Source organism: Agromyces sp. GXQ0307, from assembly GCF_044769845.1.
Lineage (GTDB): Bacteria > Actinomycetota > Actinomycetes > Actinomycetales > Microbacteriaceae > Agromyces.
This window is the reverse complement of sequence record NZ_JBIZVY010000001.1, coordinates 683,635-705,611: the sequence shown is the minus strand read 5'-3', so window position 1 is coordinate 705,611 and position 21,977 is coordinate 683,635. Positions and strand designations below refer to the sequence as shown.

The following is a 21,977-nucleotide window of genomic DNA, read 5'->3' as shown; positions in this document are numbered from 1 at the left end:
AGGGCTTCCGCTGCGGGAGCCTGTATCCGGACAACCCCCGGATCGGGAGGAGGGATCTCAGCCCGGCAGGCGCCGTTCAGCTCCGCGCGTCGAGCGCGTTGCGCACGTCCTCGTCGACGAGGTCGGCGTTGATCGCGGCACCCGTGAGGCTCCCCGACGACATCGCCCACGGCACGGACGACTTCGCGCCCACGACGTTTCCCGCGGCGTACAGCCCGCGCACGCTCGTGCGGCCGTCCTCGTCGACGAGCACGAGGTCGGCGCCGCCCTGCCGCATCGACCGCGCACGCAGGCGGCGCAGCAGGTCGTCGTGCGGCACGGCCTTCGGCGCGACGAACACGGCATCGGCCTCCCACTCGCTCCCGTCTTCGAGGCGGATGCCGCGGAGTCGGCCGCCGTCGTCGGCGAACACCTCGACCACGCGGCGGTCCTCGACGACGATGCCCCGCGCATCGAGCCCGGAACGCGCCGACGGGGTGAGCACCGCGCCCTGCGTGCAGAACACCACGTCGGCCGAGAGCTGGCGCATGAGCTGCGCCTGGTGGGTGTTCGCCGCGCCCGAGGCGATCACGACGATCCGCCGATCGCGCACCTCCCACCCGTCGCAGTACGGGCAGAGCACGACGCCGCGGCCCCACTGCTCAGCGAGCCCGGGGATGTCGGGCAGCTCGTCGCGGAGGCCGGTGGCGACGAGCAGACGTCGAGCGAGATGGCGCTCGCCGGAGTCGAGCACGACCTCGAACGACGGGCCGCCCGGCTCACCGGCATCCGCCTCGATCTCGGCCGCCTCGGCGACCTCGCCCGACTCGACCGCGACGGCGTAGCGCGTGAGTTCGGCGCGACCGGCCGCGAGCAGGTCGAGCGGGGACGTGTGGTCGCGTCCGAGGACGCCGTGCATGTGCTGCGCCGGGGCGTTCCGCGGTCGGCCGCCGTCGACGACGAGTACGCTCCGCCGTGATCGACCGAGCATGAGCGCCGCCGAGAGGCCGGCACTGCCGCCGCCGACGATCACGACGTCCCAGGCGGCCATGCCTACGCGGCCGTCTCGGGCGTCGCGGAGTTCGACGACACGGTGGGTTCGGAGGTCGTCGCGGTCGGGGACGCGACCACGAAGTACGCGCCGCTCGGGTCGGAGAGTCCGGCGCGACGGCCGTCCGGAACGTCCCACGGCGGCACGACGAGCGTGCCGCCGGCAGCGACCGCGCGGGCGACGGTCGCCTCGATGTCGTCCACCTGGAACCCGACGTGCCACGACGGCGGCAGTTCGGCGCCGAGCAGGTCGGCCGCGTCGAGGATCCTCGCGAACGTGCGGCCGGCGTGCCGGTAGACGGCGTAGCGCGGCTCGCCCTCCCCGTGCTCGATGTCCCAGTGGAACGCGTGCGCGTAGAACCGCTCCGCCGCGTCGAAGTCGCTCGCGGCGAGCTCGAAGCGGGTGGCCGCCCCGGTCTCGTCGAACGCGTCGAAGCCGGGCAGCCCGCCCGGCTGCCAGTAGCCGACGACCGCGCCCGTCGCGTCGATCGCGAGCCCCATCACGCCCATGTCGGGGATGTCGATCGGCTCGAACAGCACCGTGCCGCCGGCCTCGGCGATGCGCTCGGTCGTCGCCGCCGCGTTCCAGGTCAGCAGGTAGACGTTCCAGTGCGGCGGCGACGGGTCGTCATCCGACCGGCTGCCCGCGCCGGCGACGCGCTCGCCGTCGCGACGGAAGGTCGTGTAGCCGCCGTACCGCTCGTCGGTGCTGCGATCGGCGGTCCAGCCGAAGACGTTCGTGTAGAACTCGACCGCGCCGTCGAGGTCGGTCGTGGTCAGGTCGACCCAGGCCGGCGCTCCGGCGACGAGGTCATCTGATCCGGGCATGCAGGCCTCCAGTCGGAGCGTCGGAACGGTGGCGCCGCCGGCGGAAGGTGGCGCTTCCGGATGCTAGCACCGGGGTCGTCGCTCCGACAGGCAGCGCGGTCGACCGTGCCGCTACGCGGGAGATCCGGGCAGGCCTTCGAGGATGTGCGCGCGCAGCGCGTTCGCGCGCTCGGCGAACTCGCGCTGTCGGCGCACGTACTCCGCCTTGCCTGCCGCGGTCTCGATGCGCACCGGTTCGCCGCCCCACGGTTCCATGTCGTAGGGCGAGGCCTGCATGTCGAGATACCGGATGTCGCGTGCGAGCTCGAACGCGTCGAGCAGCAGCTCGCCCGGCACGAGGGGGCCGAGCTTGACCGCCCACTTGTAGACGTCCATGTTCGCGTGGAGGCACCCCGGCTGCTCGACCTCGGGCTGGGACTCGCGGGTCGGCGCGAAGCGGTTGCGCGGTATCGCGTCGGGCGTGAAGAACCGGTACGCGTCGATGTGCGTGCAGCGGAGCTCCTGCGCCTCGACGACCTCGTCGGTCGCCGCCTGGCCGAGTCGCAGGGGTACCGGATGGCGGTGCTCGCCCTGCCGGTACACCATCGCCCACTCGTGCAGGCCGAAGCAGCCGAACTGCGCAGGTCGGGCGGCGGTCCGCCGAAGCATCCGCTCGACGAGGCCGAGCATCGCGCCCTTCTCGGCGCGCATGCCGTCGGCGTCCACGCGCAGCGCGCGCTCGGACGCGCCGGCCGTGTACCAGCGCCAGGCGGCGCGCGGCGTGCCCGCGGCATCCGCCAGTTCGACGCCCGCGCCCGGGTGCCAGCGGCGCAGCAGCGCGGGGGAGTACGAGTAGTACGTGAAGAGGAAGTCCTCGATCGGATGCCGCTCGCCTCGCGCCTTCCGCGCCCGGTGACCCGCCGTGAGGGTGTCGGCCCGTTCGGCGTGCGCCCGCTCGCGCCCGTGCCAGTCGTCCGCGTCGAGCACGACGGCGTCGCGGGCGGGGGCGATCGAGGTCACCCGTCGAGGATAGGCGCAGAGGCTGGGGATTCGCGTCAGCGGCGGCCGCGGCCGGCCGACCAACCGAGGATCGCCATCTTCAGCGCGAGCAGGAACCCGCCGACGGTCAGCGGCGTGACCTCCGGGTCGGGGTCGGCGAGCGACTCGCGCCACACCCGCTCGATCGGGTAGCCGATGCTCATGATCGCGCCGAGCACGCCGAGCGTACGTGCCGCGACGACGGGCGGGCGCCGGGAGAACAGCAGCGCGAGACTCGCGAATGCCTGCACGAGCAGCATGACGGTGGGGGCCGACAGCTCGGTGCCCTCGATCCAGTGCCGGCGCCGCATCTCGTCGGCCGAACGCACGGGGAAGCCCGGCACGTCGCCGGATCGCCCCTCGGCGTAGGCCTTCCGGAGACCGAGTACGCCGAACACGAGCTGGGCGAGCCCGATCGCCCCCACGAGTCGCATGCGCACATGCTTCCACTGCCAACATGGAGCGACAAGGCCCCCGATCAGGGAGTGATCTCGCCCCAGGTCAGGGCGTGATCTCGTCGACGAAGCCCAACGCCTCGCCCGCGATGCCGCCCCACTCGTCGTCGCGTTCGAACGGGACCACCGCCCACTCGCGCATGGGCCGGCCGCGCATGACCATCGGCGCCAGGGTGAGCTCGGCGATGCGCTCCTCGGGGAGCTTCACGACCAGGTCGCCGCCGCGCTCGACGAATGCGAACAGCTTGCCGCGCACCGAGTATCCCTCGGAGCCGAACATGCGCCCCACCGAGACATCCGGCCGCACGATCAGCTCGGACGCGACCTCGGCGAGCCGCTCACGCCCGCGGGTGCGTGCATCCATGGGCCGACCCTAGCGCCGCCCCGCGACATCCGCCCTCGCCCCCTCGCGTCGCGGCCGCCACGGTGCCGGCCGCCGAGTGCTCCCCGCCGGTTCACAGGAGGATCCGCGATGTGCAGGACGGATGACGCGAAACCGTCCTGCACATCGGCGGAACTCCTGTGAATCGGGGGTGAGGGAGGCAGGCGGTCAGTGGTAGCGGCCGCTGTACGCGTTGATCGCCGGCTGGCCGCCGAGGTGCGCGTAGAGGACGTTCGAGTCCGTCGGGATCTCGCCGGAGGAGACGAGCGAGATGAGGCCGGCCATCGACTTGCCCTCGTAGACCGGGTCGAGGATGACGCCCTCGAGGCGGCCCGTGAGCCGCATCGCCTCGTCGGTCGACTCGACCGGGATGCCGTACAGGTCGCCCGCCCAGCCCTCGAGCACCGTGATCTCGTCGTCGCGCAGCTCGCGCCCGACCCCGATCGTCGCGGCCGTGTTCCGCGCGATGCGCGCCACCTGGTCGCGGGTCTCGTCGATCTTCGCCGACGCGTCGATGCCGATCACCCGGCGCGGACGCCCGCCGAAGTTGTGCTCGAGGTCGGCGAATCCCGCGATCATGCCGGCGTGGGTCGAGCCCGTGACCGAGCACACCACGACGGTGTCGAAGAAGACGCCGAGCTCGGCCTCCTGCGCCGCGACCTCGTGCGCCCAGTTCGCGAAGCCGTGACCGCCGAGCGGGTGATCGGACGCGCCGGCGGGGATCGCGTACGGCGTGCCGCCCGCGGCCTCGACATCCGCGATCGCCTGCTTCCATGAGTCGCGGAATCCGATGCTGAATCCGGCCGGCGAGAGGCGCACGTCGGCGCCCATGAGCCGTGAGAGCAGGATGTTGCCGACGCGGTCGTTCACCGAGTCGGGCCAGTCGACCCAGTGCTCCTGCACGAGCACGGCCTTCATGCCGAGGTGCGCCGCGACCGCCGCGACCTGGCGGGTGTGGTTCGACTGCACGCCGCCGATCGAGACGAGCGTGTCGGCGCCCTTCGCGAGCGCGTCGGGCACGAGGTACTCGAGCTTCCGGGTCTTGTTGCCGCCGAACGCGAGGCCGGAGTTCACGTCCTCGCGCTTCATCCAGACCCGGGCGCCGCCGAGGTGGGCGCTCAGGCGGTCGACGGGATGGATCGGGCTCGGCCCGAACGTCAGCTGATGACGGGGGAAGTCGGCGAGGGCCATGGTGCTCCTTCAGGGGGTGGGGGTGACGGATGCCGCGGGGTCGCCCGCGTCGCCGTCGGTGGCGGTCTCGTCGTCGTCGTCGTCGAGGTGCAGCAACCGGCCGAGGGTCGACCAGTTGTCGTGGGTGGCGGCGGCGGCCTCGTCGGCGAGACCGGCGGCGCAGAGTTCGATGATTCGGTCGTGGTCGGCGACCGAGCCGCGTCCGGCGAGCGAACCGAACCGGGCGCGCTCGAGCCGGCGGAGCAGTGGCGTGACCTGCTCGAGCAGACCGGGCAGCAGCGGGTTGGCGCACGCCTGCACCGCGACGCCGTGGAACGCGTCGTCGGCGGCGAGGGCGGCGTCGACGTCGTCGAGGCGGAGTGCCTTCGCGAAGGCGGCGTTGGCGTTGCTCATGGCCTCGAGGTCGGCCGCGGTGAGCTGCGGGACGGCGTCGCGCACCGCCATGGCGTGCAGGGTCGCCGCGATGCGCTGCGCCGCGAGTGCGGTGCGGGCGTCGAGCGGCGCGACCACGGTCTGCTTCGCACGTCGGGTCTGCACGAGACCCGCGGCTTCGAGTCGGGCGATGGCCTCGCGGATCGGCGTGCGGCTCACGCCGAGCCACGCCTCGAGCTCGGGATCGCGCAGGCGCTCGCCGGGTGCGAGCTCGCCCGAGACGATCGCGTCGCGCAGGTGCGTGTACGCGTGGTCGCGCATCGACTTCGGGCGCTCGGTGCGGGCGATCAGCGGCATGCAATATATTGCAGCGAATGGCGCGCCATCCGTCAAGCGGGGGCTCGCCCCGTCAGATCGTCTTCGGGATCTCGCGGCCGGGGAACAGGGTCGCGTACTGCGTGCGATAGAGGCGCTTGCCGACCAGCTTGTACGCCATCCGGATCGGCAGCGGGATGTCCATGATGAACGCCCGCTGCTCCTCGGGCGGGTTCGTGGCGAGGATCATCCCGAGGTACGCGAGCACCACCTTCTTCTCGAACGCGTCGACGCCGTGGCTCGAGAGCTTCTCGAACTCCTCCTCGGTGAGCACCTTCTCGACCGCCGGCGTGACCTCGGTCACCTCGCGGCGCAGGTGCACCTTGAGCGTCGCCGAGAGCGCCTCGTAGCTCGTCGCGAGCTGCTCGCCGAGCTCGGCGTCGGCGGTCTCGCGCCAGCGCTCTCGGACCGGTGCGAGCTCGTCGAGCATCTGCTTGACCTCTTCGTGCTGCGCCAGCATCTGCGCGATGTGCAGCGCGCAGCCCGGCGCGCGCTCACCGAGCTGCGGGTACATGTAGAGGTCCTCGCCCTCGTGATGCACGTGCAGGAGCTTGTCGAAGTTGCCGAGCACCTCGCCGACGTAGCGGGAGCGTTCGGCATCGCCGTCCGCCGCCGACCGGACCAGGCCCGGAGCCTCGTCGTAGGACCACAGGAAGACCCGGTGGATCCGGCGCATCGCGGGTGTCGCCTGGCAGAGGACCGGCCCGTCGGGAACGGGCGCGGCGGTCTCGCCGGCCTGCATGGTGAAGAAGTCGGACATCGGACCATCCCCCAGATGATCGCGCTGCGTCGAAGCGCGCGGCGCCCTCGAGCGCGACGCTATCCCTCGTGCGTTCGGCCGACAAGGGTGCGGAACAGCCCAGTCCGGGGGGCGAGCGCGATCAGCGCCGTCGGCCGCCGCCCTCGCCGTGTGCGAGCCGGCGCGCCTGCGTCAGGCGCTCAGCGGTCTCGACGAGGAACGCCCCGGACGGCTCCTCGGCGCGCCACCGCTCGTCGATGATGCCGATCGGGTGCAGCAGCACGTGGCCGCGCGGCTGGTACAGCGCCAGCTCGAGCCCGTGCGCGTGCTCGGCGAGCCGCCACGACAGGCCCGTGCGCCGAGCGACGTAGTCGCCGAATGCGGTGCCGAGGGCGTTGACCATGATCGCCGGGTCGTCGCGTTCGGGCGGGTTGATGCGGCGCCATCCGGCCGACCAGCGCTCGTAGAGCGCACGCACCTGCGCGAGGTCGTCGGGGTCGGCCCCGGCGTCTGACACGAGCGCGACGTGCGCGTCGATCCAGTCGCGCTCGGGCTCGCCGATCTCGACGAGCCGCGGCATCGGCGGCGCGTCGTCGACCGGGACGGTCCGGCGCGAGAAGAGGGGCACCCGACGATTCTCCCCCGAACGGCCGACGACTCCGTGCGAGGGGTGACGGATGTCGTCGCCGCGGCGTAGCGTGTCGCGCATCCGCGCCGGCATCCGCTCGGTGCGTCGCATCCGAGGGGGAACGATGGCCAACCTGGTCGTGCACTTCGAGATCCACGCCACCGAGCCGCAGCGGCTCGTCGACTTCTACGGCGACCTGCTCGGCTGGCGCTTCACGCAGTTCGGCGACATGCCGTACTGGACGATCGACACGGGCGAGGGTGCCATCGGGAACGTGTCGGGGCAGCCCGGCATGGGCATCAACGGCGGCCTGACCCAGCGCGACGGGCCCGCGCCCGAGATCGGTGCGCCCGTGAACGGCTGCAACCTCGTCATCGGGGTCGACGGCAGCATCGACGACGTGATGCGTCGCGCCGTCGAACTCGGCGCGACCGAGATGCTCCCCGCAGAAGACATGCAAGGCGTCGGCCGAGTGGGCTACCTCATCGACCCCGATGGCAACGGGTTCGGGCTCATCTCGCCGGTGCTCTCCGACGGGACGAGCGCGATGACGCCTGCGGGCTGACACAGGCGGAACCGCGGCGCGCCACTGTCGGCGGACGGTGCGAGGATGATCGGGTGCTGCTCGGCGAGGTCGTGACGACGGTCGAGCGGGTCGCGTCCACGCGGTCGCGGCTCGCGAAGGTCGACGCGCTCGCGGGCCTGCTCGCGGGGCTCGCGCCCGACGAGATCGTGCCCGCCGTCGGCTTCCTGACCGCGAAGCCCCGGCAGGGCCGGGTCGGCGTCGGGTGGCGCACGCTGCAGGGCGGCATGGGCGAGGCGGCGGATTCCGCGACGCTCACGGTCCTCGACGTCGACGACGCGCTCGACCGACTGGCTGGCGCGGTCGGGTCGGGGTCGACCGCGGAGCGGGCGCGCGTGCTCGCCGACCTCGGCGCCCGTGCGACGCAACGCGAGCAGGACTTCGTCTCACGCGTGATCCTCGGCGAGCTGCGCACGGGCGCCCTCGAGGGTGTGTTGACCGACGCGATCGCGCGCGCCGCCGAGCGGCCGGGCGAGGTCGTGCGACGAGCCGCGATGCTGTCGGGCGATCTCGGCCAGACCGCGCGGATCGCGCTCACGGGCGCACCCGGCGACCTCGAGGCCGTCGGGCTCCGGGTCGGCCGGCCCGTGATGCCGATGCTCGCCGGCACCGCGCCGAGCGCGGCCGCCGCGCTCGAGCAGGTGGGCGAGGCATCCGTGGAGTTCAAGCTCGACGGGGCGCGCATCCAGGTGCACCGGTCGGGCGACGACGTGCGCGTCTTCACGCGGAACCTCGCCGACATCACGCATCGCGTGCCCGAAGTGGTCGACGTCGTGCGCGGCTTCCCCGCGAGCGAGCTCATCCTCGACGGCGAGACGCTCGCGCTCGACGAGGGCGGCGCACCGCGGCCCTTCCAGGACACGATGTCGCGCTTCGGCGCCGAGGCGGCGCGCGAGGTGCTGCTGCATCCGTGGTTCTTCGACGTGCTGCACGTCGACGGGCGCGACCTCATCGACGAGCCGCTCGCGACGCGTCTCGCCGAGCTCGAGCGGGTCGCGGGGGAGCACCGCATCCCGGGCGAGGTCACGGCCGACGCCGACGCCGCCGAGCGCGTCGCGCGCGACGCGCTGGCCGCCGGGCACGAGGGTGTGGTGGTCAAGGGCATCGGCGCGCCGTATGCCGCCGGCCGGCGCGGCGCGAGCTGGATCAAGGTCAAGCCCGTGCTGACCTACGACCTCGTGGTGCTCGCCGCCGAGTGGGGGTCCGGGCGCCGCACCGGCTGGCTGTCGAACCTGCACCTCGGCGCTCGCGATGCCGAGGGCGAGTTCGTCGAGCCCGGTGGGTTCGTGATGGTCGGCAAGACCTTCAAGGGGCTCACCGACGAGCTGCTGCGGTTCCAGACCGAGCGATTCCCCGAGATCGAGACCCGGCGCACGGCGAGCACGGTCTTCGTGTCGCCGATCACGGTGGTCGAGATCGCGATCGACGGCGTGCAGCGCTCGAGCCGGTACCCGGGCGGCATCGCGCTGCGCTTCGCGCGCGTCAAGGGGTACCGGCCCGACAAGGCGCCGGGCGAGACCGACACGATCCAGGCGTTGCGGGCGTTGCTCCGCGGCGGCGACGAAGGGGGAACGGCATGACGCACGGCAGCGGGCGGGTGCGGCAGTTGCGGCTCGTGGTGGAAGCCGAGGACTTCGAGGCGGCGCTCGCGTTCTTCCGCGACGTGCTCGGCATGCCCGAACAGGAGTCCTACAGCGGTGACGGCGGCGCCGAGGTGCGCATCCTCGACGCCGGTCGGGCGACGCTCGAACTCTCGAACCCGGCGCAGGTCGAGTTCATCGACCGCGTCGAGACCGACGGCGGCCGCAGCGACCGCATCCGGGTCGCGTTCGAGGTCGACGACACGGCTGCCGTGACCGACGAGCTCGTCGACGCGGGCGCCGAACTCGAGGCATCCGCTCGTGAGACCCCGTGGCGCTCGGTCAACGCCCGCCTGCGCGGGCCGGCCGGCCTGCAGCTCACGATCTTCCAGGAGCTCGACTGACCGGGCCGCCGCCCCGGCCCGCCCGGTCCTCCGCGCCTGTCCCGCCGACGGCATACAGGAGAATCCGCGATCTACAGGAGGCGATCGCGCGAGGGCTCCTGTAGATCGCGGATTCTCAGGCGAATCGCTGTGCGGGCGCTACCGTCCCTCGGGGTCCATGTCGATGCCGGTGACCGGCACGCCGGCGCGCTCGTAGACGAGGGCGACCGCGCCCTTCGGGAACGCGATCGGCGGCTCGGCGAGCGTGAACGCCGCGGGCACCGCGCCCGTGTCGAACAGCCGCTTCCCGCTGCCGAAGGCGATCGGGTAGAGGTACAGGTTCAGCCGGTCCACGAGGTCCGCGGCGAGCAGGCTGCGTGCGAGTGCGCCGCTGCCGATCACGTGGATCTCGTCGAAGCGCGCCTTGATCGCGGGGACCTCGGCCGTGACATCCCGCACCACGGTCGTGCCCGCCCACGTCGGCTCGGTGAGCGTGCGGGAGGCGACGAACTTCGGCACGGCCTCGAACTTCGCGCCGACCTGGGTGTCGGTGTGCCGCGGCCAGTAGTCGGCGAAGATGTCGTACGTCCTGCGGCCGAGCATCAGCGCATCGAGCCGGTCGATGCCGGCGCCGATCACCTCGCCCGACTTCTCGTCGAGGTACGGCGCCTGCCAGCCGCCGAACTCGAAGCCCCCCGACGGATCCTCCTCGGGTCCGCCCGGTGCCTGGTAGACCCCGTCGAGGGTGATGAACAGGTCGACGGCGAGGATGCCCATGATCACTCCCTTCCCGGCGTCACGGTAGTCCGCAGTCCGTCGCGCGTCGAGCGGCCGCGCACGGAACGGCGGACGGGGCCGCAGCGATGCCGCGACCCCGTCCGCCGTTCCGATGCGGCAGCTACTTCGCCGCGACGAGCCGCACGCCCGCGACGATGAGCGGGAGGTAGCAGAGGCCGCCGACGACGGCGCCGACCGGTCCGAGGCCGAAGGCGGGCACGATCCAGGGCAGGAAGCCGAGCGGCGCGATCCACCACGAGATCGCCTTCGCCCGCGCCAGGGCGAGCGAGAGCAGACCGATCCCGAGGATGCCGGCGCCCATGCCGGAGAACTGCCAGATCGCGACCGACCACTCCTTGGCGGCGGCGTCCATCGCGACGGCGTCCTCGATGGCGAGCGTGTTGCCGGCGCTGATCAGGAACCAGTCCGAGAGCAGCAGACCCGACATCTGGATGGCGCCGAACATCAGGACGGCGGCGGCGATCGGCAGGAAGATGCGGCCGCGCGGGCCGCGGCGCAACCCGAGCGTCGCGAGGGCGCCGAGCGCGAGGGCCACCCAGCCGTAGTGGAGCAGGTTGGCCGACCAGAGGCTGAGGGCCGGATCGGCGGCGAGCGACGCGATGTACCCGGCTTCGCCGGGCCCGGTCTGCTCGGGCGAGGTGAGCATGCCGCCCGTCATGAGCATGGGTGCCGCGATGAGCGCGGCGCCGCCGAGGCGCTGGAGCGGGCTCGGCCGCACCGGGCCGAGGTCGGCGGTCGAGCGGCCGCGACCGGCGGGGTGGGCGGAGGACGTCGAATCGGATGCCTGCGCGTCGGCGACGGCGGGAGCGAAGGGGTTCATGGCTGGCCTTTCGGGCTGGGTTGTCGTTGGTGATCCCAGATTCCCGGGCGGCCGACCCGGGCCGGCAGGGAGCGGCGTCCCGCGGATGTCCCGAGCACGGTCCGGGACATCCGCGGCGTCAGCCCCGGCCGAGCCCGGCGTCGCGCGCCCGCACGATCGCCTCGGCGCGGTCGGCGACCTGGAGCTTGGCGAAGATGTTCGAGACGTTGTTGCGCACGGTCTTCGGCGACAGGAACAGCGCCTGCGCGATCTGCGGGTTGGAGCGGCCGGCGGCGAGCAGGTCGAGGACCTCGCGTTCGCGCGCGGTCAGCTGCGGGAAGACCTCGGCGGCGGGAGCCGAAGCGGGGCCTGCGGCGAAGAACTCGGCCACCCTGCGCGCGATGGCGGCGCCGAAGACGAGCTCGCCGCGGGCCGCGGCATCGATCGCCGAACGGATCTCGTGCTGGCTCGCACCCTTCACGAGGTAGCCGCGCGCTCCGGCGCGCATGGCGGCGAACACGGTCTCGTCGTCCTCCGACATCGTCAGCACCACGACGGCGAGATGCGGATGCCGCGCCACCGCCTCTCGCGTCGCGGCGATGCCGTCGAGCCGAGGCATCTGGACGTCCATGACGACGACGTCGGGCTCGGCATCGTCGATCACCGACTGGGCGGCCTCGCCGTCGCCGGCGGTCGCGACGACCTCGACGCCGTCGAGCGAGGCGAGCAGCATCGCGAGCCCGTCGCGGTACACGGGGTGGTCGTCGACGAGGACGACCCGGATCGGTTCAGCGGGCATCGGCGGCGGCCTCCGGGGTCCTGGATCGGTCGGGCGAGCGGTCGGGACCACCCGTGGAGCGGGCGAGGGGCAGGACGGCGCGGATCGTCGTGCCCGACGCATCGGTGGCGACGTCGAGCGTGCCGCCGACCTCGGCGGCACGCTCGTGCACCGAGCGGAGGCCCACGCCGCGGACGGCGTCGTCCGGGATCCCGGTGCCGGTGTCGCGGATCTCGAGCCGAAGCGTCGTCGCGTCGGCGTCGATCCGCACGTCGGCGGTCGCCGCCGCCGAGTGACGTCGCACGTTCGCGAGGGCCTCCGCGGCGATGCGGTACGCGGCGACCTCGACCGCGGGCGCGAGGTCGCCCAGCGCCCGCGGATCGTCGGGCGCGTGGACCGCGATCACGAGACCGGCGCCGGTCAGCCGATCGGCGTGCTGCTCGATGGCGCGCACGAGCCCGAGGTCGTCGAGCGCGGGCGGGCGCAGGTCGTGCACGATGCGGCGGATCTCGGAGATCACCTCGGACTGGTCGGCGATGGCCGCATCGACGAGGTCGAGTGATCGCGCGGGGTCGCGCTCGGCGAGGTTGCGCGCCGTCTCCAGCCGGAGCTTGACGCCCGCCAGGAGCGGCCCCAGCCCGTCGTGCAGGTCGCGGCGCAGCCGCGACCGCTCCTCCTCGCGTGCGAGCACCAGGCGTTCCCGGCTCGCCTGCAGCTCGGCGCGCAGCTCGCCGTCGAGGATGGCCGCGGCCGCGAGCCGGACCAGGTCGCCGAGCAGCCGCTGGTCGCGCTCCGACACCACGGGCCGTCGCCCGGGCTCCATGAGCACCCGACCGATCGCCGCGCCGCGATGTCGGATCGGCACGTCCACGAGGTTCGGCGCCGTCGCGCCGACCGATGCGGAGTGGTGGTCGCCGTCCGGTCGATCGAGTTCCACCCGCACGTACGGCGACGCGAACGCCTCGCTCACGGCCGCAGCCAGCGCGGTGAGCTGGTCCGACGCGGTCTCCGCCGCCTCGAGCCGTTCGCCGAGCGAGGAGACGACGCCGTACGGGTCGCCGCGCCGCCCGCTCACCGCCCGGCTCGCGATCGCGAAGAGCCGACCGCGCAGCGGCGCGTAGGCGACCGTGACCGCCACGACCGCGAGGAGCATCGCGACCCGATCGTCGATGGCGCTGCCGACGAGCAGCACCACGATCACGTCAACGGCGACGATCGCGGCGATGAGCACCGCGTACACGAGCGTCCACGACAGGAGCCGGTCGATCGCGTACAGCCGGTATCGGGTGACGGCGATCACGATCGAGCCGCTGATCAGGCCGATCGTGACGCCGAGCATGAGGTCGACGACGACCGTCGGCACGAGCGGGTAGATGGGGAGCGCGGCCACGAAGACACCGCCCGACCAGACGAGCCAGCGAAGCTGCGCGCGCTCCTCGGCGGTCGCGCCGAAGCGCCGGCTCACGCAGACGACGAGGGCGAGCACGAGGCTCGCCGCCATGCACGGCAGGGCCAGGCCGAGGAGCACCGACCACGCGGCATCCGGGATCGCCAGGGTCGGCAGCGCCGGGTCGAACTGCTCGAGCAGCGCCGCCCGGTCGGGGTCGTCGGCGACGAGCGCCGAGTTCGGCGCGAAGAGGAACGCGAAGGGCATCACGAGCCCCAGCACGATCGCGACGACCGACACGACGCGCCATCCGCCCTGCCTGAGCCGCCCGTCGGGGAAGAGGAGGAGCAGCAGTTGGATCGGCAGGATCAGCACCGATCCGAGCCGGCCGAAGAACCACATCGCGGGCACCGCCCACCAGGCGTCGCGGTCGCCGTACCAGGCGAGGTTCACGGCCGCCGACGCGAGTCCGTCGAGCACCCACAGCGTGCCGAACGCGGTGAGCACGACGGCGATCGGGTGCCAGGCCAGCCGCCAGAGCAGCAGTGCGCCGGGCACCAGCATCGCGAGCCCCGGCAGCACCCCCGACCACCCCGGTGAGAGCGGCGGCCGGGGATGCGCGGGAAGCACCGCGAGGTCGATGGCGATCGCCCCGATCGCGGCGAGGGCCGACACCGAGAGCGCGACGACGGTCGCGATGCGGCTGGAGGCGAGCGTCATCCGCTCATCGTCGCAGGCCGGATGTCCCGGTGTCACGGGACACGGGTCCCGACCCGTGCGCGAGTCGCGCGCCGTTCACGCCCCGGTCGCTGAGCCCGCGACGGCCAGGGTGCCGGGCGGTGCGGATGCCACGGGACCCGCGATCGCCTCGAGCCGCCCGAGCGCGGTCTCCGCCCTGGTGGTGTCGCCAGAGGCGCGGTACGCCTCGACGAGCGCCGTGAGCGCGGCGACCCGATGTCCGTCGTCGCCCGCCGCCTCGGCCAGCGCGAGGGCCTCCTCGAGCCGCGGAAGCCGGGCGCCGGGCGTCGGCGTGCGCTCCGCGGTGAGCAGCAGCGTGCGCGTCAGGCAGCGCACATCGCCGAGCGCGCGGAGCGACGCCTCGAGCTCGGCGAGCGGCAGCGCGGCATCCGGCACCCCGAGACTCTGCTGCACGAGCGCGGCGTGCGCGAGTTCGTGCGCGTTGCCGGCGCCGCGCGCGTACGCGGCGCACTCGGCGGCCCAGGCCGCAGCCCGCTCGGGCTCGATCCCCGCGTGCGCGGCGACCGACGCCATCATGTAGCGCGCGTTGTTGACGTGCATCGCGTCGCCCGCCTTCGCGTACGCGCGCATCGCCGCGTCGAACTCGCCGACGGCCGCGGCGGGATCGTCGAGCGAGGCGCCGCGCAGCGCGATACCCCGGAACTGGTGGATCGAGGCGAGCGACCAGTCGTCGCCGAGCTCGATCGCGAGCCGTTCGGCCTCGGCCAGGTGCACGAGCGCCGACTCGCCCCGGTCGAGGTAGGCGTCGGACAGCCCGGCGAGGTGGTGCGCGTCGAGGCGGGACCGCGGGTCGCTTCGGGTCCGGGCGGCCGCGAGCGCACGTTCGGCCAGCTCCTCGACGAGCGGCAGGTCGAGGTAGGCGATACCGGCGCCGAGCACGAAGAGCTCGCCCGGGGCGGCTCCGTCGACGACGTGCGCATCCCGCGCCGCCATCGCGAGCGAGCGCACGCTGTCGACGTCCGACCCGTACTGCTCGACGCCGACCGAGAGCGAGGCCGCGAGCGACCGGGCCGACGGATGGCGCGCCGCGATCGCCCAGCGGAGCGCCGCGTTCACCTCGGGACACAGCCGGATCGAGAGCTGCATGGCCTCGTCGCTGTCGTCGACGCGGGCGTGCTCGACGAACTGCGCGGCGACCGCCGCGTGGTAGTCGGCGTGCCGCTCGAGCACCTCCCGGATGATCCCCGGCTCGGTCCGGGCGCGCACGAACTCGCGCATTACCGCGAGCAGACGGAAGCGGCGCGGAGTGCCGCCCGTCGGCACGACCATCGAGTGGTCGAGCAGCCGGAACAGCACGCCCTCGGCGCCCGGACGCGTCACGGCCGTGGCGAGCTCGACGTCGAACGTGCGCGGGAGCGCCGCCAGCCGGCAGAGCACGTCGCGCTCGTCGTCCTCGAGCAGGTCCCAGGTCCACTCGAACGTCGTCTCCAGCGTCCGATGCCGACCGCGCGGCGCGGCCCGGTCGAGCGAGGCGAAGTCGCGGTCGAGCCGGTCGGCGAGCTCCTCGAGCCCGAGGTGACGAGACACGGTCGCCGCGAGCTCGAGTGCGAGCGGCAGCCCGTCGAGGCGCGCGGAGATCCGCGCCGCGAGGTCGCGCTCGCCGGCCGTCGGCGGCACGCCGTAGGCGTTCAGCCGATCGAGGAGCATCGCGACGGCGGACGCGTCGTCATCGCCCTCGACCGGCAGCGGCTCCAGCGCGAGCACGTGCTCCGCGTCGTCGCCGAACGGCGTGCGCGTCGTGCCCAGGATCCGCAGCTGGCGCGCCTCCCGCAGCAGCCGATGCGCGGCGACCCGCACCGCTTCGCCGACGCGATCGATGTTGTCGAGCACGAGCAGGTACGGGCGCGACGCGAGCGCGGTCGCGACGGACGAGAGGACATCGGCCCCCGGCACGGCCTCGAGGTCGAGCGCGCGCGCGATGCGCGGCACGACATCGTCGGGCTCGGCGTGCTCGAGTTCGATGACGATCGGCGAGCGCTCGCCGTGACGACGCGCGGCGAACTCGAGCGCCAGGCGCGTCTTGCCGACGCCGCCCGGCCCCGTGACCGACACGCAGCGGTGCGCGTCGAGGAGGGCGGTCAGCGCATCGAGCTCGGCCTCGCGGCCGATGAACCGCGTGTCGGGCAGGCGAACGGATGCCTCGCGCCGCTCGCTCGCGGCGGCGACCAGGTCGGCCCGGCTCTCCGCACCGAGCTTGCGGCGGAGGCTCGCGATGTGGCTCTCCACCGTGCGCACCGAGATGAACAGCTCCGATGCGATCTCGGGGTTGCTCAGTCGCCGCTCGACCGCGGCCAGAATCGCGCTCTCGCGCGGGGTCAACGTCTGCCCCGCCACGGCGCCGATTCTAGGGCCGTACCGTGCGATCCGCACCGGGGACGGACCGGAAGTCCGTCCCCGACGTGCGGTGCGCGGGGCGTTCACGCCGCTCCGGGGCCGATCGCGGGCCGAGGCGGTGACAGCGGTCGCAGGCGGCGCGGGAGCAGCTGACGGATGCCTCGGCGCGGGCGCGCGGCATCCGTCATGCCCTCGCCGGCCTCGGTGCCGGCCGCCTCGGCGGCGGCGTCGGCGATGCGCTCGTCGATGCGTCGGCGCAGTTCGAGTTCGCGCTGCAGCCGACGCTCGCCGGCGCGATGCAGCTCGAACACCTGGTAGTCCTCGCTCAGGTGCATGGCGGTGGTGCTCCTTCGGAGATGGTTCACGGGGTCGAAGGGGGAACGGGGTCTCCGCCGGGGTGAGGGCTCAGCGGGGAGCGGCGACTCAGCGCCGCGCGGTGACGAGCAGGTACTCCCACTCGATGGGACGACCCGAGCCGTCGAGTCCGGCCTCGCGACCGAGCTCGGCGAGCGCGTCGTCGAGGGCGCGGACCCGGTCGGGCTCGTCGGCGATACGGGCGTAGACCGCGATCGTCGGACCGTAGTTGGCCTTGAAGTAGTCGCGCAGTTCCTCGCCGGTGCGGAAGCGATCGACGACGAGGGTTCCGCGCCGAACCGAGAGCTCGGTCACGTGCGCGCCGAGCAGCTCGCGCACATGGGCTTCGTCGCCCCAGAGCGGCGGCGGCTGCACACCCGCGGGCGGCGGCGCGTTGAACGGCTTCATCGCGGCGAACATGCGGCCGATGAACCCCTCGGGGGTCCAGCTCAGCAGCCCGATCCGGCCGCCCGGCTTCGCGACGCGGACCAGTTCGTCGGCCGCGCGCCCGTGGTGCGGGGCGAACATCACGCCGACGCACGAGACGACGGCGTCGAACGTGTCGTCGCCGAACGGCAGCGCCTCGGCGTCGGCCTCGCGCCACTCGAGCTCGGCGCCGGCCTCGGTCGCGAGGCGTCGTCCGACGTCGAAGAGCTCGGGGGTCAGGTCGCTCGCGACGACGGTCGCGCCGCGCAGCGCCGCAGGGATGGCGACGTTGCCGCTGCCGGCCGCGACGTCCAGGACGCGCTCGCCCGGGCGGATGCCGGTCGCGTCGACGAGTCGGGGCCCGAGGCTCCAGATGAGGTCGGAGGCCAGGGTCGGGTAGTCGCCCGAGGCCCACATCGCGCGGTGCTTCGCCTTGAGCGCGCGGTCGGCGGCCGCCTGGTCGGGGGCCGCCGCTGCGGGGTCGGCCGCGGCGGTGGCGGTGGTCGTGACGGTGTTGGTCATGGGGTGCTCCTTCGGTGCACGGGATGTCGATGCGACCAAGGGTGCGTCCGGCGGCCGGGCGACGGCATCCGTGCAGGACACGGAGATCTCCTCGGGGTCCGCACGGGGGCGGTCCGCACGCGGCATCCGTCCAGCCGGCCCCGCCTACGCTGGAACGCATGCAGATCGCCCTCGTCCGCCATGGCCAGACCGACTGGAACTTCCGGGGCGTGATGCAGGGGCGGACCGACATCCCGCTGAACGCGACGGGACGCGAGCAGGCCCGGGCCGCCGCCGACCTCCTCGACCGCGATGACTGGGATGTCGTGGTCAGTTCCACGCTCGGCCGCGCACGCGAGACCGCGGCGATCCTCGGCGAGCAGCTCGGGCTGCCCGTCGTCGGCGAGTACGACGATCTCGTCGAGCAGGACTTCGGAGCCGCCGAGGGGACGCCGGTCGATCAGATCGACGAGCGCTGGCCCGGTCGGGCGTTCCCCGGCAAGGAGCCGGATGACGAGGTCGGGCCGCGCGGGGTCCGCGGGCTGGAGCGCATCGCGGGGGATCACCCCGGTGCCCGAGTGCTCGCCGTCGCGCACGGCACCCTGATCCGTCACGTGCTCGGCGAGCTGTCCGGCCACCAGGCGCGCACCTACCCGAAGCTCGACAACCTGTCGGTGTCGCACCTGCACCGAGCGGATGCCGCGTGGCGGGTGCTGACCGTGGGCGGTACGCACTTCGACGAGGTGCTCCCGTGGCTGCTGCCGCTCGTCACGGTCGACGAGGATGAGGCCTCGCGCGAGGTGGGCGCCCTCCGCTCGGCCTGAGCGCGACCGGGCCGACCGCGCGTGTTGCGATCCCGGAACGATCGTGCGACGGGCCGATGTCGCCCCTCCCGCAGACGCCCTCGCCGGACGTATGATCCGGAAATGGAGGCACCGGGCAGCACCACCCTGGTCGTCGTCGGCGAGGAGACGACCGCCGCGATCGAGTCTCTCGCCGGGCTCGCGAACGTCGAGAGCGCGACGTTCGCCGAGATGAGGGATGCCACCGACGCCGAGGTCGTGACGTGGTCGTCGACCTCGCACGCGCCGTTCGTCGTGCACGATCGCGATCCGCTCGGCCACGTGGCATCCGCGTGGGTGGAGTTCTACGACGAACGCTCGACGCTCGGCGTCCTGCAGCTCGAGATCGACCAGGTGATCGACCAGGTCGCTCGGCACGAGCTGCGCGTGCCCGACTACTACGTCGTGCTCGAGCCGGAGTCGCTGCGCGGCACCTGGATGCACTGGTGGCTCGGCGTCGTCGCCGCGGCATCCCCCAATCGGGTGCTGCCGTGGGAGCCGGGCGACGCGCCGCTCGCCGGCCTGATCCGGCGGCTGCCCACTGCACGCGCGTGGCCCGATGTCGACCGCTGGCTCCCGGGCGTGGTGACGGCCGTCCCCGATCGGTGCGGGCCCGGCCTTCCCGGCGCGGCCTGAGCGCTCGTTCGAGTGCGATTCCTGCGATCGAGTGCGCGGTGATCCGGGACTCCACCGCAGAAATCGCACTCCGATGCGAACGGGGCGGCGAGCCCCGGACGTGCAGGTGCACGGGGCGTCAGGCCGCGCCCCGCGTCGTGGGCTCGAGATCGAGGGCGTGCTGACGCACGAGCGCCAGGGCATGCTCGATCGCGCCGATCGTGACGCATCGTTCGCCCAGCCGGGACGGTCGTAGCTCCGGGGCGGTCGGATCGTCGCTGGCGTCGAGGATGGCCGCCGCCCGGTCGACCATCGACGGCAGCGACTCGGCTGCGGCGCCGCTGATGATGATGCGGTCCACGTCGAGCAGGTCGCCCAGCACGAGGCAGATCCGCGCGAGGCGGCCGGCGAGGCGGTCGACGATGGCGCTCGCGACCGGGTCGCCGGCGCGCGCGGCATCGCCGACGTCGGACTCGGAGAGCCGGTCGGGGTCGAGCCCGGCCAGCGCGCTGCCGTCGGGCAGACCCGCGCGGATCGCCTCGACCGCCCATCGTCGGGCGAGGAGGGCGAGGCCGTCGGGGGAGCCGACGCCGTCGACGTGATCGAGGAACCGCAGCTCGCCGGCGCCGCCGCGGCGGCCGCGCACGAGCCGACCGTCGATCATGAGGCCGGCGCCCATGCCTTCGCCGACGATGAGCGCGATGTACGACTCGAAGTCCCGGCCGCCGCCCTCGGGTGTCGATCCTTCCGCGATGGCGGCGAGGTTCGCGTCGTTCTCGACGGTGACGAGGGGGGCGTCCCCGCGGAAGACCTCGGCGTAGCCCGGATTGGTGATGCTCCAGAACCAGTCGTCGACGGGTGAGGTGCCGTCGCGGTCCACGGGCGCGGGCACCGCGACGGTGATGGCCAGTACCTCCGACGCGGGGACGCCGGCGTCGGCGAGCGCGCCGCGGACCGCCGCGCGCGCGAGCGAACGCCGCTGGTCCGCATCGGCGAGTCGCTCCACGCGGCCCGGCCCAGGGGCCGGGATGACGACGCCGCGCCGACCGAGGGGAATGCCGCGCAGGTCGGCCACCGTCGCCGAGACGTGGTCGTATCCGGCGTCGACGCCGACCACGACCGCGGCGCGCTCGCGCAGCGCGTACCGGCGGGCCGGTCGGCCCTTCGTGTACGCGCCGACTGCTCGCGCATCGTCGAGCTCGTCGAGCCATCCCTGCCGGAGCAGCTCGTCGCAGACGCCGATCACGGTCGAGCGCGTGAGCCCGGTGGCGGCCATCGCGTCGGTCGCGGTGAAGGCGCCGACGCGCCAGGCGTGCTCGAGCACCCGCCGGGCGTTCACCTGGCGCAGCACCTGCGGAGATGACGCGGCTTCGATCCTGTCCACCACTTGACCTTTCCGTCGTCCTCGGTCATTATTTACGACAACAAGTAAATCTACACTCTAAATTTACTCCGTCAGGGTCGACGGGCCGGGCAACGGCACGGGCGATCCGGAACCAGAGGAGACGACGAGGTGCCTCACCGCCCAGAACGCCCCACCTCCCACGGCCCGCGCCGTCGGCGAGTTCCGTCGACGGTCGCGCTCTCCACCGCCGGCCTCGTCGCCGCCGCGCTCGCCCTCTCCGGCTGCGCCGGCGTCAGCGGCAGCGGCCCCGCCGAGATCACCTTCCACATGTCCAAGCCGGAGGCGATCCCGTACTTCCGCGACCTCGTCGAGCAGTTCAACGACGAGCAGTCCGACGTGCGCGTCACGCTCGACACCGCCTCGAACCTCTCGGCCGGGTTCCTCCGCGGCAACCCGCCCGACGTGGGGCTGCTCAACTACAACTACGAGATGGCGCGGTTCATGGAGCGCGGTGCGCTCTCCGACCTCTCCGACATGCCCGAGGCCGACCGCATCCGACCCGAGGTGCAGGAACTCGTCGACCAGTACGCCACCTACCCCGGCCGGACGAGCGTGCTGCCGTACTCGGTCGCCGCGGCATCCGTCATCTACAACGTCGACATCTTCGAGGAGAACGGCCTCGAGGTCCCCACCACCTGGGACGAGTTGATCGCGGTCTGCGACCAGCTCGAGGCCGCGGGCATCACGCCGATCTACAGCACCTTCAAGGACCCGTGGACCCTCGGACAGGGCCTCTTCGACTACTCGGTCGGCGGCATGATCGACGTCCCGGAGTTCCTCGAGCAGATGGATGAGCTCGGCACGGAGGTCGGTCCCGATTCCGAGGTCTCGTTCCAGAAGACGATCCTCGAGCCGTCCGAGAAGATGAAGCAGCTCGCCGACTACTCCAACGACGACGCCGAGAGCCGCGGCTACGGCGACGGCAACGTCGCCTTCGCGAACGGCGAGGCCGCCATGTACATGCAGGGCCCGTGGGCGCTCGGCGAGATCGCGAAGACGAACCCCGACCTCGAGCTCGCCACCTTCCCGCTGCCCTCGTCAGACGACCCCGACGACCTCAAGGTGCGCGTCAACCTCGACCTCGCCCTGTGGATCCCCGAGGCGAGCGCCGAGAAGGAGGCCGCGCGCGAATTCGTGTCGTACCTCATGCAGCAGGAGGTCATGGACGAGTACAACGCGGCGTTCCTGGGCTTCGGCACGACGACCGAGGCGGCGGATGTCACGGACGAACGCATCATCCCGATGCAGGAGTACTACGACGACGGCGCCTTCTACCAGGGCCTGTCGCGCTCGATCCCGCTGACCATCCCGATCGACAACTACCTGCAGGCCATGGCGACCGGCGCGGACATCCCCGACACGCTCGCCAAGATCGACGCCGACTGGGCCCGGCTGGCCCTGCGCGGCTGACCTGGCG

At 73.0% G+C, this 21,977-nt stretch carries 23 protein-coding genes; 6 read left to right on the top strand and 17 right to left on the bottom strand.

The window, feature by feature from the left end; translation table 11 throughout:
- Window positions 1-76: 76 nt before the first annotated feature.
- From ACIQH8_RS03275 to ACIQH8_RS03235, 9 genes are all read right to left on the bottom strand, one after another.
- The gene (locus ACIQH8_RS03275; protein ID WP_400994717.1) at window positions 77-1,030 is read right to left on the bottom strand and encodes an NAD(P)/FAD-dependent oxidoreductase; all 954 of its coding nucleotides are present in this window, start codon (window positions 1,028-1,030) and stop codon (window positions 77-79) included.
- A gap of 2 nt (window positions 1,031-1,032) precedes the next feature.
- Window positions 1,033-1,857 (bottom strand): VOC family protein, encoded by an 825-nt coding sequence (locus ACIQH8_RS03270; protein ID WP_400994714.1) that lies wholly within the window; start codon window positions 1,855-1,857, stop codon window positions 1,033-1,035.
- 111 nt (window positions 1,858-1,968) lie between these two features.
- Window positions 1,969-2,856, bottom strand: a complete 888-nt coding sequence (locus tag ACIQH8_RS03265) for a 3-methyladenine DNA glycosylase (protein WP_400994712.1) — start codon at window positions 2,854-2,856, stop codon at window positions 1,969-1,971.
- A 35-nt stretch (window positions 2,857-2,891) separates the two neighbouring features.
- Window positions 2,892-3,308 carry a hypothetical protein gene (locus tag ACIQH8_RS03260; RefSeq protein WP_400994710.1) on the bottom strand — a complete coding sequence of 139 codons (417 nt, stop codon included), beginning with the start codon at window positions 3,306-3,308 and terminating at the stop codon, window positions 2,892-2,894.
- A gap of 67 nt (window positions 3,309-3,375) precedes the next feature.
- Window positions 3,376-3,693 (bottom strand): hypothetical protein, encoded by a 318-nt coding sequence (locus tag ACIQH8_RS03255; protein WP_400994708.1) that lies wholly within the window; start codon window positions 3,691-3,693, stop codon window positions 3,376-3,378.
- A 186-nt stretch (window positions 3,694-3,879) separates the two neighbouring features.
- Window positions 3,880-4,902: a 1-aminocyclopropane-1-carboxylate deaminase gene (locus ACIQH8_RS03250; RefSeq protein ID WP_400994705.1), complete on the bottom strand. Its 1,023-nt coding sequence runs from the start codon at window positions 4,900-4,902 to the stop codon at window positions 3,880-3,882.
- Between the two features lie 9 nt (window positions 4,903-4,911).
- Entirely contained in the window at window positions 4,912-5,631 is a 720-nt protein-coding gene (locus tag ACIQH8_RS03245; protein ID WP_400994703.1) for a GntR family transcriptional regulator, read from the bottom strand.
- A 52-nt stretch (window positions 5,632-5,683) separates the two neighbouring features.
- Complete coding sequence (locus ACIQH8_RS03240) at window positions 5,684-6,409, bottom strand: hemerythrin domain-containing protein (RefSeq protein WP_400994700.1); 726 nt, start codon at window positions 6,407-6,409, stop codon at window positions 5,684-5,686.
- Window positions 6,410-6,530: 121 nt separating this feature from the next.
- Window positions 6,531-7,016, bottom strand: coding sequence for a DUF3806 domain-containing protein (locus ACIQH8_RS03235; RefSeq protein WP_400994698.1), 486 nt, complete (start codon window positions 7,014-7,016; stop codon window positions 6,531-6,533).
- A 124-nt stretch (window positions 7,017-7,140) separates the two neighbouring features.
- On the opposite strand from ACIQH8_RS03235, the gene ACIQH8_RS03230 reads away from it, so the two are divergent.
- Genes ACIQH8_RS03230 through ACIQH8_RS03220 form a run of 3 tightly spaced genes read left to right on the top strand, consistent with a single transcriptional unit; the run spans window position 7,141 to window position 9,583 of the window.
- Entirely contained in the window at window positions 7,141-7,581 is a 441-nt protein-coding gene (locus ACIQH8_RS03230) for a VOC family protein (protein WP_400994696.1), read from the top strand.
- Between the two features lie 53 nt (window positions 7,582-7,634).
- Window positions 7,635-9,179, top strand: coding sequence for an ATP-dependent DNA ligase (locus ACIQH8_RS03225; protein WP_400994694.1), 1,545 nt, complete (start codon window positions 7,635-7,637; stop codon window positions 9,177-9,179).
- A complete protein-coding gene (locus tag ACIQH8_RS03220) occupies window positions 9,176-9,583 on the top strand; it encodes a VOC family protein (protein WP_400994691.1) in 408 nt (135 codons plus the stop codon). Before ACIQH8_RS03225 ends, ACIQH8_RS03220 begins: the two co-directional genes overlap by 4 nt.
- Before the next feature lie 138 nt (window positions 9,584-9,721).
- Here the strand turns inward: ACIQH8_RS03220 and ACIQH8_RS03215 are convergent, their stop codons facing one another.
- The 7 genes from ACIQH8_RS03215 to ACIQH8_RS03185 form a co-directional block, all read right to left on the bottom strand.
- A complete protein-coding gene (locus ACIQH8_RS03215) occupies window positions 9,722-10,339 on the bottom strand; it encodes a dihydrofolate reductase family protein (protein WP_400994689.1) in 618 nt (205 codons plus the stop codon).
- A gap of 121 nt (window positions 10,340-10,460) precedes the next feature.
- On the bottom strand, window positions 10,461-11,180 hold the full coding sequence (locus ACIQH8_RS03210; protein WP_400994686.1) for a hypothetical protein: 720 nt from the start codon (window positions 11,178-11,180) through the stop codon (window positions 10,461-10,463).
- A gap of 118 nt (window positions 11,181-11,298) precedes the next feature.
- A complete protein-coding gene (locus ACIQH8_RS03205; protein ID WP_400994683.1) occupies window positions 11,299-11,958 on the bottom strand; it encodes a response regulator in 660 nt (219 codons plus the stop codon).
- Window positions 11,948-14,044: a sensor histidine kinase gene (locus ACIQH8_RS03200; protein ID WP_400994681.1), complete on the bottom strand. Its 2,097-nt coding sequence runs from the start codon at window positions 14,042-14,044 to the stop codon at window positions 11,948-11,950. The genes ACIQH8_RS03205 and ACIQH8_RS03200 overlap by 11 nt, the downstream gene beginning before the upstream one ends.
- A gap of 75 nt (window positions 14,045-14,119) precedes the next feature.
- The gene (locus tag ACIQH8_RS03195; protein ID WP_400994678.1) at window positions 14,120-16,417 is read right to left on the bottom strand and encodes a LuxR C-terminal-related transcriptional regulator; all 2,298 of its coding nucleotides are present in this window, start codon (window positions 16,415-16,417) and stop codon (window positions 14,120-14,122) included.
- Window positions 16,418-16,500: 83 nt separating this feature from the next.
- Window positions 16,501-16,752 (bottom strand): hypothetical protein, encoded by a 252-nt coding sequence (locus ACIQH8_RS03190; RefSeq protein WP_400994676.1) that lies wholly within the window; start codon window positions 16,750-16,752, stop codon window positions 16,501-16,503.
- An 88-nt stretch (window positions 16,753-16,840) separates the two neighbouring features.
- The gene (locus ACIQH8_RS03185) at window positions 16,841-17,719 is read right to left on the bottom strand and encodes a class I SAM-dependent methyltransferase (RefSeq protein ID WP_400994674.1); all 879 of its coding nucleotides are present in this window, start codon (window positions 17,717-17,719) and stop codon (window positions 16,841-16,843) included.
- Between the two features lie 158 nt (window positions 17,720-17,877).
- Here ACIQH8_RS03185 and ACIQH8_RS03180 point away from each other — a divergent pair, with 158 nt between their 5' ends.
- Together ACIQH8_RS03180 and ACIQH8_RS03175 are read left to right on the top strand one after the other, a co-directional pair.
- A complete protein-coding gene (locus ACIQH8_RS03180) occupies window positions 17,878-18,522 on the top strand; it encodes a histidine phosphatase family protein (RefSeq protein WP_400994671.1) in 645 nt (214 codons plus the stop codon).
- Window positions 18,523-18,624: 102 nt separating this feature from the next.
- Complete coding sequence (locus ACIQH8_RS03175) at window positions 18,625-19,176, top strand: hypothetical protein (RefSeq protein ID WP_400994669.1); 552 nt, start codon at window positions 18,625-18,627, stop codon at window positions 19,174-19,176.
- 118 nt (window positions 19,177-19,294) lie between these two features.
- Here ACIQH8_RS03175 and ACIQH8_RS03170 read toward each other — a convergent pair whose 3' ends face one another.
- Window positions 19,295-20,539, bottom strand: coding sequence for an ROK family protein (locus ACIQH8_RS03170; RefSeq protein WP_400994666.1), 1,245 nt, complete (start codon window positions 20,537-20,539; stop codon window positions 19,295-19,297).
- Window positions 20,540-20,668: 129 nt separating this feature from the next.
- Between ACIQH8_RS03170 and ACIQH8_RS03165 the strand changes: the two genes are divergently transcribed.
- Window positions 20,669-21,970 (top strand): ABC transporter substrate-binding protein, encoded by a 1,302-nt coding sequence (locus tag ACIQH8_RS03165; RefSeq protein ID WP_400994663.1) that lies wholly within the window; start codon window positions 20,669-20,671, stop codon window positions 21,968-21,970.
- The last annotated feature ends 7 nt before the right edge of the window (window positions 21,971-21,977 follow it).